This window comes from Loktanella salsilacus (assembly GCF_900114485.1).
In the GTDB taxonomy this organism is placed as follows: Bacteria; Pseudomonadota; Alphaproteobacteria; order Rhodobacterales; family Rhodobacteraceae; genus Loktanella; species Loktanella salsilacus.
In genome coordinates this window covers 24,931-34,339 of record NZ_FOTF01000031.1, presented here as the reverse complement: position 1 = coordinate 34,339, position 9,409 = coordinate 24,931, and the positions used below count along the sequence as shown (strand labels likewise).

Below are 9,409 nucleotides of genomic sequence, written 5' to 3'. Positions count from 1 at the left end.
CACGCGTAGAAATAGCCCCGAACCGTTGAAACCGGCGGGAAGTCGTTGGGCAACATACGCCATTGGCATCCGGTCGTTGCAATGTAGAGGAGTGCGTCGACCACGTCGCGCAAACATGTCGTACGGGGCCGACCAGTTGTCTTCGGCGGCGACATCGAAGGCGCTATCAACGCCCATTCCGCATCCTTCATATCGCTTGCGTATTTATCGCCTTTTCGATCATGTTGACGGCGGGTGAGTTCAGTCCAAGCCATTGTGATCTCCATTCAGCTTCACAACCGAACAGAATCACAAACCACTGAACTCACTCAAATAGTTTTAAATCGGGCTCTTAGAGGACAGCAGCCTGCGCGGCCGCAAATTGGCGGATGATTGGCGTATTCTTTGCGCGGCCCCAGACTACTTGGCGCGTCACGGCACGCCCCAAAGGCCACAGGATTTGCCCGGGCACGCATTTTTGGCCTGGTCCAATACTGCGCCGCGCACGCTTATTCATAGCGATGGTCAGCACGCGACCTTTGACCCTAACCAAATGAATTGTCGCTCTATTTTTGACGATGGCACATCGCAGCGAGTCGCTACGGTTGCCGGGGGCGGGGTGTCGATTAACTCTCAGTGGAGCGTGACCAAGGACCTTGCCGCTGGCCGTCTTGTCCATATCCTGCCTGACTGGCGGCTAAATGACGCGTCAGTACTTTGGCTGATCTATCCACGATCAAACGTGCTAACGCCTAAGGTGCGGTGCTTTATGGATTTTCTGATTGAAGCCCTAAAACCGATTTTGCAGAATGACAGACGAGAGTCGCAATAAAATCGCCCCAACTGCGCATTTTGGCCAGCTGCCTGTGCGGCAGCCCGCCGATATATGCAGGCCACACCGCGTCATTGCGGAATTATTTCGTCCGATTTAGCCCTATCGTTGCCTCATTTGTTGCCGTAAATACTAAGGCGTAGGTTCTGCAGCAAATCTGTTGCCGCGTTTTTCTTCAAAAATATCATCATCATCATTTCATTCGGCCCGCCCACGAAGGTAGAATTATTTATATGTTCAGATCATTTTTTGATTGGATCACTTCTGTTGGCAAGTGGCTTTGGGTGTATTTTGTATTTGCATCTGTGATCAGTATATTTGCCATTATACAATTTGATAGACCTTCTTATTCAAAATACTTGAGTGAGCTGAAGTCGGAAATGTATCTTGAACTGCTAGATGTCCGGGAGACCTTTGAAGAGGTGATCCACTCTCAATCATTAGTTCTTCGCGAGTTAGCGACCTTTATTTCTGATAATCCTGACATTACGCAGGAACAATTTTTAAATAGAGTCCAAAATATTAGAAGTATTGACGACTCTACCGTGAGTATCGCGGCGGCTCCTGACCTTGTTATTAAGCTCATCTATCCGTTTGATGGGAATGAAGACGCTTTGGGGCTGGACTATCGGACAAATGATGAACAATTTCCGATGATACAAGAAATGTTAAGCACTGGTGGAGAGATCATTACCGGCCCGGTCAATTTGGCTCAGGGCGGTTTGGGTATGATCCTTCGGGCCCCGGTTTATTTGACTGAACGCGATGCCAATGGCAATGCGATGGTGCCAGGGGACGTAAGGACGCCTTGGGGGATCGTATCCCTTGTTCTTGATTATGATGAATTCCTTGCCGAAGCGGGACTGACCGATGCCAATGAGGACTACGATCTAGCGATCGACGTTGCAGGTAGAAGAAAGGGAATTGAAGGGGTTTTTCTGTACGGTGACCAAGCTGTAAAAGAAAAAGATCCTGTTATTCTTGATTTTGACTTCGAATTCGAAGACTGGCAGCTGTATGCGACGACAAAAGGCGGGTGGCCAACAGCGGCAGAGGCGCAATGGCAAAAACGCATTGGTATGGTGGTTGTCGCGTTAGCACTGTTGGTACTGCTGCTTTATATTATTTGGCTTTCAGAGACGCGAAAGCGGGCAGAGGCGCTGTTGCATAACGGTATCGAGGCATTGGCCGACGGCTTTGTCATGTTTGATACGCGTGATCGGCTTATTGTCAGCAATGCCAGATACCGCGAGATGTATGGGTTTTCTGAGGAAATGGTCCACTACGGCACGCCATTTTCCGACTATGTCAAAGTTGGCGATCACCACCCGATGCAGCTTAGCAATTCTGCGGATGAAATGGCGTGGATTGCAAATCGTATCGAATCCCGCCGTAGTGGTGGTTCATTGGATATTGAGCAGCACCTTACAGATGGCCGGGTGATTAAAGTTTCTGACCGGCGTATGCAGGATGGCTGCTATGTTGGTCTATATGTGGATGTCACTGAACTAAGTCATGCCAAGGCCGCGGCCGAGGCCGCCAGCGAAGCGAAAACCAATTTCATGGGTGTGCTGAGCCATGAGCTAAGAACGCCGCTGACCGTTATATTGGGTGTTGCACGTATCGCAAAGAACCCGCGCTTGCTTAAGTCATCCAAAACGATGCTTGCTGCAATAGAAGACGGCAATACTGATCCCGCCGACATTAAAATAATGATGGAAGAGATGTTCGATCAGTTTTCGAACCTGATGGATCGGACGATCCAATCGGGCGATCACCTTTTGTATCTGATCAACGAGATGCTTGATATCGCAAAGATCGAATCTGGCAGCCTGACGGTGGAAAGCGCCGCGCACAATATCGCAACAATTGTGGATCCGGTCGCTATTCAGCTAAAGACACTTTCGCAAAAGAAGGGCTTGAGTTTTGAGGTCGTCCGCGACACAGGGCAAGTTTATGCGGATAAAGTGAGAACGCAGCAGATCCTTTTCAATTTGGTTGGCAATGCGATAAAGTTTACAGAATCTGGTCATGTCAAATTGAAGGTGACTGCAAACCAAGATAACGTTTTGTTCGAGGTCAGCGATAGCGGACCTGGGATAGGGCAATCAGACATTGAAAGTATCTTTGATGTTTTCTTTCAAGTCGATTCCAGCGCCACGCGAAAGGCTGGGGGTACTGGTATGGGGTTGGCGATTTCAAGAAATCTGGCAGAGCTTCAAGGCGGATCACTTACGGTCGAAAGCACGGCCGGGGTGGGGAGCAGTTTCACATTGTCCCTACCTTCTGCGAAACCGCGCGTGCCGTCCTAAACGGCGTGACCTGCATTTCGGCTGCAAGGAAGCTCCGCCGCTTGGGCCGCCTGCCGTGATGCGTATTGCAGGGAAACATGCAGCTGCGTCATGCATGGGTGCAGCGCCATGCGCCATCTGTCTTATCCACCTGCGATAGGTGGTGTGCCTAAGTGCCGCTGCGTCGGACGGAATTTCCGCCGTCGATGATGCTGTTGATCAGCGCCGCGACCTTGGCGTGGAATGCCGCGCCGGGCCCATTCACAGGGTGGTTGGCATGGGCTGTGGCCGCGTCGTGCAGAATACCGATGATTTCACGTTCGGGCAGAACTTCGTGATCGTTCAAAGCAAGCAGCAGGGATTCACAGATCGACAGGGCCGCAGCGCCTGACACTGCGTCCGTCGCAAGGGCTTCGCTGGACAAATTTTGTGCGTTGGGCATGGAGAATAGACCTTCTTGTTCGCGAAAAAGTAATGGTTCCTCGTCAACGTGGCAGATCGCATCTAGACTGGGCTGATACACATCAGGATTGAGGCGCGGCGTAGCCGTTAATCGCAATCTAGATAGGTCTTGTAGGCCTTCGGCCGTGACCGGAAGGGCGCCAGATGTATAGCAAACACAGCCCGCTTGCGCGGAAATTAGGCTCGTTCGTCGCATTGGATGACGCAGAGCTTGCGGTTCTAGACGGGCTGCACCAGCGCCGTCGCAGGTTTGTCGCGGGCCGTGACCTTGTTCATCAAGGGCAGACGCGGTCGGCAGCCTATATTCTGGCTGAAGGCTGGGTCTGTTCCTACAAGCTGCTGCGTGACGGGACGCGGCAGATTGTGGACTTTCAGATCCCCGGCGACTTTCTTGGCCTGCGGTCGGTGCTGTTTCGCACCGCTGACCATAACATTGAACCGATCACCACCGTTGAGGCGTCAGAGGTTAAGGACAGCGAGCTGCTGACAGCCTTTACCCAAACACCGCGCCTCGCGACGGCCGTCCTGTGGGCCGCGTCGCGGGACGAGGCCATGGTGGTGGAACACCTTGTTGGCATCGGGCGGCGCAACGCGCTTGAACGCACGGCACATTTTTTGCTCGAACTGAACGCGCGCCTGATGCTTGTCGGACAGGCGACAACGGCCGGATTTGACTGCCCCTTGACGCAATATCATCTGGCCGATGCGCTGGGTCTAAGCGCGGTTCACGTCAACAGGGTGCTGCGTGAGCTGCGTGAAAAAGGACTGCTGACGTTTCAAAAGGGGCAGGTTGAGATCCTTGATTTTAAGGGACTGGTGGCCCTCGCGGAATTTGATTTGGGATACCTAGACCATGAGGGGCCATTGCTGCGTTAACTGGCGAATGCAGGGATTACCCCGATCTTGACGCCCCCCCCCCGGCGCGGCCGCACTGACATAGATCAGCACAGTTATCCCGCGGAAGGCACGGTCAGGCACACAGTCATGCCGCCCTGCGTGCGGTGATAGGCGATCTGCCCGTCGACCTGTGCCAGCAATCTCTCGACGATGCGAAAGCCCAGACCATGACCCTCTTGAGGCGCGGCGTGCTTGGGCAGTCCGGGGCCGTTGTCTTGGGCCGCAATCTCGATCTTGCCGTCGCCAATTGGCTTGCAGGACACGCTGAGGCGGACAAGCCCGGCCGCGTCCCGCCCGTGCTTGATTGCGTTCGTCATCAGTTCGGTCACGATTTGCGTCACAGGCAACAGGTCGTCGGACGAGACAGCGCAGCCCGGATGGAAGTCGCGGACAATGACGACGCCGTCGCCCGCAACCGCATGCAATGTATCGCAGACCGACCCAAGCGCCGTGGGGAGGTCAATAGGTGCGCGCGGACCGTGTCTGGAAAGCGTGCGGTGCAGGTCGGCGACGGCGTCAATCTGCACATGCACGGCATTCAGCAGCAAAAGCGCATCCGCCGCTGTCATGTTCCGCCCTTCGCTGACCATCGCTGCCGATTTTAGGCGTGCATAACCCGCCAACATCGCCAGATGGTTCGCAATGCGGTGGTCAGCCTCTGTTAAGCGATCGCAGTTCTGGCAGGTCAGATTGTCGGCCGTTAACGTGGCGTCCATGTATGGTTCCTTCGCATTGCGGGTGCCGCCCTTGCACCCCGGACTGCGCGTTTCGTCAGCTGATATGATGTCGTTGGCGACCGGCGTCGTGGCTGATGCGTTCACCTTGTGCTGATTTACAAAGTGCCGCACTGATGCGGATCAGGATTGGCGCTAAACGGGCGGATTGATGCGCAGCGCTATGCACCGTGCGCTAGCAGCGATCAGCCGATCACCAGCCGCGCAAGCGCACAGGATGCCAGCCGCGCCCATGCGCTGTCGGCGGGGTTGGTCAGGATGACGGGCACGCTGGCCCCCATCACAAGCCCGGCCGCATCAGCCCCTGCCAGATAAATCAGCTGCTTGGCCATCATGTCCGCGGATTCTAGGTCTGGGGCCACAAGGATATCGGCCTGACCCGCGACAGGCGACACGATCCCCTTGGCCGCCGCTGCGGCGGGCGAGATCGCATTGTCGAAGGCCAGCGGCCCATCTAGCACGCCGCCCGTGATTTGCCCGCGATCCGCCATTTTGCACAGGGCTGCGGCGTGCAGCGTCGCGGGCATGCGGGGGGTGACCGTCTCGACCGCCGCAAGGATCGCGACTTTGGGATGGGCGGTGCCAAGGGCCCGCGCCAGTTGGATGGCGTTCTGCACGATATCGCGTTTCGCGCTAAGGTCAGGTGCGACGTTGATCGCCGCGTCGGTGATCAGCAGCGGTTTGGCATAGGTCGGGACGTCCAGCACGTAAACATGGCTCATCAGCCTTTCGGTGCGCAGGCCAAGGGCTGCGTCCATCACCTCCGCCATCAGCTCGTCCGTCTGCAGTGCCCCCTGCATCAGCGCCGCGACCTTGCCGGCTTTCGCAAGCGCGACGGCCGTTGCGGCTGCGGCATGGCTGTGGGGGACGTCGATGACCTCTATCGCATCCAGATCGCGGCCCGCCGCTTTGGCAGCCGCAGCGATGCGCCCGGCGGGACCGATCAGAACCGGCACGATGATGCCCCGCGCGGCGGCGTCCAAGGCGCCCGTCAGGGACAGGGCGTCGCACGGATGCACGACGGCAGTGTGCACGGGCGTCAAATCCGTCGTCGCGGCGACAAGGCGGGCATATTGGGCGGCAGGGGCATGCAGCGTGACCTCTGGCAACACAAAGCGGGGGCGGTGCACCTTGTCCGAAGGCGCGATGACGCGGGCGATGCCGTCGATCACGGTGACGCCGTCCTGATTGATGCAGGCGCAGGCAAGCAAGACGCGGCCTTTGTTCAACTTTTCGGTCACTGTAATGCGGGTCGTGATCGTATCGCCAAGCGCAACAGGGGCCTTGAACGACAGGCTTTGGTCCAGAAAGATTGTTCCCGGCCCAGGCAACTGCGTGCCCAGAACAGCGCTGATCAACGCGGCCCCCCACATGCCATGGGCAATGACGCCGTGGAACATGTCAGTCGCCGCATAGGCCGCATCGACATGCGCCGGGTTCACGTCGCCCGACATGACCGCGAAAAGCGATATGTCGCGCGGCGTTAGGGTCCGCACCGACTGTGCCGTGTCGCCCACGGCCAGTTCAGCAAAGGTGCGGTTTTCGATGAATTGGCCTTCAGGCTCAGGCGCGGACATGCAGGCCACCGTCGATGTGCACGACCTCTCCGGTGACGCAGCGGGCACCGTCGGATGCCAGCATCGCGGCGACGTCGCCGACGTCTGCGACCGTGACCAGCGCCTGTTCCGGTGCCCGGTCGCGCGCCGCGTCGACCAGCGCGTCGAAATGCGCAATGCCGGACCCGGCGCGGGTGCGCAGCGGTCCCGGTGACAGGGCATTGACGCGGATTTGCCGTGGCCCCAGTTCAACCGCAAGGTTGCGCACAACCGCCTCTAATGCGGCTTTGACTGGCCCCATGATGTTGTAATTATCCACGACCTTTTCGCCGCCATAATACGACATCGTTAGGATCGTACCGCCCGCATGCATCAGCGGTTCCGCCAGACGCGCGGCGCGGATCAGCGAATGGACGGAAATATCCATCGCCTGCGCAAAGCCCGCCGCGCTGCAATCGGTGACCCGTCCGTGCAAATCGTCTGCCCCGCAGAACGCAAGGGAATGGACAAGGATGTCCACATGCCCCCAGCGCGCCTGAACGGCGGCAAAGACGGCCTCCATCTCTCCCTCGACCGTGACGTCGAGCGGCAAAAGCAATTTGGCCCCCACAGCCGCGGCGACCGGTTCGACAAAAGGGCGCGCTTTTGCCCCTTGATAGGTCAGCGCGACATCAGCGCCCGCATCCGCAAAGGCCTGCGCGCAACCTGCGGCGATGGACTGGGCGTTGGCCACGCCCAGTACCAGCGCCACTTTACCAGCCAGCGCGTTCATGGCTGCATCACATAGGCACCTGGGGCGTCTGCCCCTGCCTTATAACGCCCATTTGGCTGGCCCATGGGCGGCGGGGGTATGTCCTTACCGGACCGCACGAGGAGCCAATCTGTCAGCACAGGCCACCATGATCCGTCTTGCGGTTCAGTATCTGCCAGCCAGTCGCCGGGATCGCGAAAGGCGGCCCCTTCGGCCGCCTCGCTTGTGCGAAAGTGGCGGCCCTGATGGCCCGGCTCTGACACGATGCCTGCGTTATGGCCGCCGCTGGTCAGGGTAAAGATTATGTCCGTATCGGCAAATAGGTGCAGTTTATAGACCGACGGCCAAGGGGCGACATGGTCGTCCTCGGTGCCGACGACGAACAGCGGCACCTTGATATCGGTCAGGGCGATGGCCTTGCCGCCAACGTGGTAGTGCCCCTCGGCCAGATCGTTGTGCAGGAACAGTTTGCGCAGGTATTCCGCATGCATCTGCGACGGCATCCGCGTGCCGTCGGCGTTCCAGAACATCAGGTCAAAGGCATCGCCCCGTTCCCCCAGCATGTAGTCGCGGATCATCGGGGCCCAGATCAGATCGCGTGCATGCAATAGGGCAAAGGCCCCGGCCATCTGGTCAGAGGTCAGGAAACCCTGCGACTCCATCATATCCTCGATCAACGTGACCTCGGCCTCGTTGATGAACAGCTTTAGGGGGCCGGCTTCGGTGAAATCGACTTGGGCGGCCAACAGGGTGACGGTCGCAAGGCGGTCGTCATGGTCGCGTCCCATGGTGGCAGCGGCGATCGACAGCAGCGTGCCGCCAAGGCAATAGCCCATCGCGTGCACCTGCGGCGCACCAGTGATGGCGCAGGCAGCATCAATCGCGTCCATGACGCCAAGCTTGCGATAATCCTCCATGCTGCGATTGCGGTCGCTGGCTTCGGGGTTTTTCCACGACACCATGAACACGGTGTAGCCTTGTCCGACGAGGTATTTCACCAACGAATTATGCTGGGACAGATCAAGGATGTAATACTTCATGATCCACGCGGGCACGATCAGGATCGGCTCTGGCCGCACTTTTGCGGTCGTGGGGGCGTATTGGATCAGCTCCATCAGGTCGTTGTGGTACACCACTTTGCCCGGCGTGGCCGCCAGATCGTGCCCGACCTTGAACGCGGTCGACGGATCGCCCTTGTGCAGGGCGTCGTGGGACAGGTTGCGCAGGCCCTCTAGCATATTCTGGCCGCGGGTTTTGACCGTCGCGGCCAGCACATCGGGGTTGGTCATGGCAAAGTTCGACGGGGCCGCCGCATCGGTCAGCAGCCCTGCGGTAAAGGCCATCAGGTTTTCATGCGCCGGGGTGACACCGTGCACGCCCGTGGTGGCGTTCTGCAGCAGCGTCCAGTTCTGGTGATAGGTCTGCGCCAGCACGTTGAACGGCCAAGCCTTCCAGTGATCGGACGCAAAGCGCCGGTCGTCAGGTACCGCGGTGGGTTGCAGGCCAAGCGCAGACATCCAGAACGTCTGCGTGTCCTTCATCGCCTGCTGCACCAAGCTAAGCTGTTTGCCCGGCGAGGCCGCGATGTGGACGGCCCAGTCCACCCAAGCCTCTGCCAGCACAGACGGCGCGATCCCGAATGTCGCCTGCGCCATGCGGCCATGCATATCCCGGTCGAGCGCCTCGAACAGAGTCTCTGGCACGGGTGGCGGGATCACCGCCACGTGGGCGGGTGGCGGAATGTCTTGGTTATTGGGCGCGGGGACGATCAGCTTGATGTGGCTTGGCATGGGATGTCCTTTGGAACGAGGCGCAGCAGGCAGCCCCTTGTCCCCCTGATAGTCCCATTGGCGCGGGCTGATGTTGATACAGGTCAAAGTTGTGCAGGGCGCGGTGCCGTGTTGGCG

At 58.3% G+C, this 9,409-nt stretch carries 9 protein-coding genes; 3 read left to right on the top strand and 6 right to left on the bottom strand.

All coding sequences use genetic code 11. The features are described 5' to 3' along the window. The coding region (locus BM131_RS17800) for a transposase (RefSeq protein ID WP_139222607.1) at nucleotides 1-254 on the bottom strand (254 nt) is incomplete at its 3' end. A gap of 68 nt (nucleotides 255-322) precedes the next feature. Here BM131_RS17800 and BM131_RS17795 point away from each other — a divergent pair. Both BM131_RS17795 and BM131_RS17790 read left to right on the top strand, forming a co-directional pair. Then, nucleotides 323-811, top strand: coding sequence for a substrate binding domain-containing protein (locus tag BM131_RS17795; protein ID WP_090191618.1), 489 nt, complete (start codon nucleotides 323-325; stop codon nucleotides 809-811). A 233-nt stretch (nucleotides 812-1,044) separates the two neighbouring features. Beyond that, nucleotides 1,045-3,123, top strand: coding sequence for an ATP-binding protein (locus BM131_RS17790; RefSeq protein WP_090191617.1), 2,079 nt, complete (start codon nucleotides 1,045-1,047; stop codon nucleotides 3,121-3,123). A 148-nt stretch (nucleotides 3,124-3,271) separates the two neighbouring features. Here the strand turns inward: BM131_RS17790 and BM131_RS17785 are convergent, their stop codons facing one another. Continuing rightward, entirely contained in the window at nucleotides 3,272-3,544 is a 273-nt protein-coding gene (locus BM131_RS17785) for a hypothetical protein (RefSeq protein WP_090191615.1), read from the bottom strand. Nucleotides 3,545-3,708: 164 nt separating this feature from the next. Here BM131_RS17785 and BM131_RS17780 point away from each other — a divergent pair, with 164 nt between their 5' ends. After that, the gene (locus tag BM131_RS17780; RefSeq protein ID WP_090191613.1) at nucleotides 3,709-4,440 is read left to right on the top strand and encodes a Crp/Fnr family transcriptional regulator; all 732 of its coding nucleotides are present in this window, start codon (nucleotides 3,709-3,711) and stop codon (nucleotides 4,438-4,440) included. Between the two features lie 74 nt (nucleotides 4,441-4,514). On the opposite strand, the gene BM131_RS17775 is transcribed toward BM131_RS17780, so the two are convergent. From BM131_RS17775 to BM131_RS17760, 4 genes are all read right to left on the bottom strand, one after another. Beyond that, the gene (locus BM131_RS17775) at nucleotides 4,515-5,177 is read right to left on the bottom strand and encodes a sensor histidine kinase (RefSeq protein WP_090191611.1); all 663 of its coding nucleotides are present in this window, start codon (nucleotides 5,175-5,177) and stop codon (nucleotides 4,515-4,517) included. A 203-nt stretch (nucleotides 5,178-5,380) separates the two neighbouring features. Then, nucleotides 5,381-6,772 carry a bifunctional enoyl-CoA hydratase/phosphate acetyltransferase gene (locus BM131_RS17770; protein WP_090191608.1) on the bottom strand — a complete coding sequence of 464 codons (1,392 nt, stop codon included), beginning with the start codon at nucleotides 6,770-6,772 and terminating at the stop codon, nucleotides 5,381-5,383. Beyond that, entirely contained in the window at nucleotides 6,759-7,523 is a 765-nt protein-coding gene (gene fabI, locus BM131_RS17765; RefSeq protein WP_090191607.1) for an enoyl-ACP reductase FabI, read from the bottom strand. Before fabI ends, BM131_RS17770 begins: the two co-directional genes overlap by 14 nt. Continuing rightward, on the bottom strand, nucleotides 7,520-9,292 hold the full coding sequence (locus BM131_RS17760) for a PHA/PHB synthase family protein (protein WP_090191605.1): 1,773 nt from the start codon (nucleotides 9,290-9,292) through the stop codon (nucleotides 7,520-7,522). The genes fabI and BM131_RS17760 overlap by 4 nt, the downstream gene beginning before the upstream one ends. Nucleotides 9,293-9,409: the final 117 nt, after the last annotated feature.

Bases quoted from the DNA above. Each gene is read 5' to 3' on its own strand.
- BM131_RS17770 (WP_090191608.1), bottom strand. From the start codon at position 6,772: ATGTCCGCGCCTGAGCCTGAAGGCCAATTCATCGAAAACCGCACCTTT.
- BM131_RS17760 (WP_090191605.1), bottom strand. From the start codon at position 9,292: ATGCCAAGCCACATCAAGCTGATCGTCCCCGCGCCCAATAACCAAGAC.
- BM131_RS17785 (WP_090191615.1), bottom strand. From the start codon at position 3,544: ATGCCCAACGCACAAAATTTGTCCAGCGAAGCCCTTGCGACGGACGCA.
- BM131_RS17790 (WP_090191617.1), top strand. From the start codon at position 1,045: ATGTTCAGATCATTTTTTGATTGGATCACTTCTGTTGGCAAGTGGCTT.
- BM131_RS17780 (WP_090191613.1), top strand. From the start codon at position 3,709: ATGTATAGCAAACACAGCCCGCTTGCGCGGAAATTAGGCTCGTTCGTC.
- fabI (WP_090191607.1), bottom strand. From the start codon at position 7,523: ATGAACGCGCTGGCTGGTAAAGTGGCGCTGGTACTGGGCGTGGCCAAC.
- BM131_RS17775 (WP_090191611.1), bottom strand. From the start codon at position 5,177: ATGGACGCCACGTTAACGGCCGACAATCTGACCTGCCAGAACTGCGAT.